The organism is Pseudomonas sp. Kh14 (genome assembly GCF_900291005.1).
Lineage (GTDB): Bacteria > Pseudomonadota > Gammaproteobacteria > Pseudomonadales > Pseudomonadaceae > Aquipseudomonas > Aquipseudomonas alloputida.
The window spans coordinates 1-232 of record NZ_OLKJ01000342.1; the positions used below are offsets into that span (position 1 = coordinate 1).

The 232-nt window shown below is 68.1% G+C and carries 1 protein-coding gene; it reads left to right on the forward strand.

Features of this window, described 5'->3' with window-relative positions:
• Positions 1–232, forward strand: a 232-nt coding sequence (locus FQ668_RS28350; RefSeq protein WP_144180904.1) for an AMP-binding protein, incomplete at both ends; no start/stop codon positions are given.

A 232-nucleotide genomic window follows, 5' to 3' on the forward strand; every position in this document is an offset into this window, starting at 1 on the left:
GCCAAAGGCTGCACGGGCGAGCTGCATGTCGGCCACGCCGGCCTGGCACGCGGTTACCACAACCGCGCCTCGCTGACCGCCGAGCGCTTCGTGCCGGACCCGTTCTCCAGCGAAGGCGGGCGCCTGTACCGCACCGGCGACCTGGCGCGTTACCGCGAACAGGGCGTTATCGAGTACGTGGGCCGTATCGACCATCAGGTGAAGATCCGTGGCTTCCGTATCGAGCTGGGTG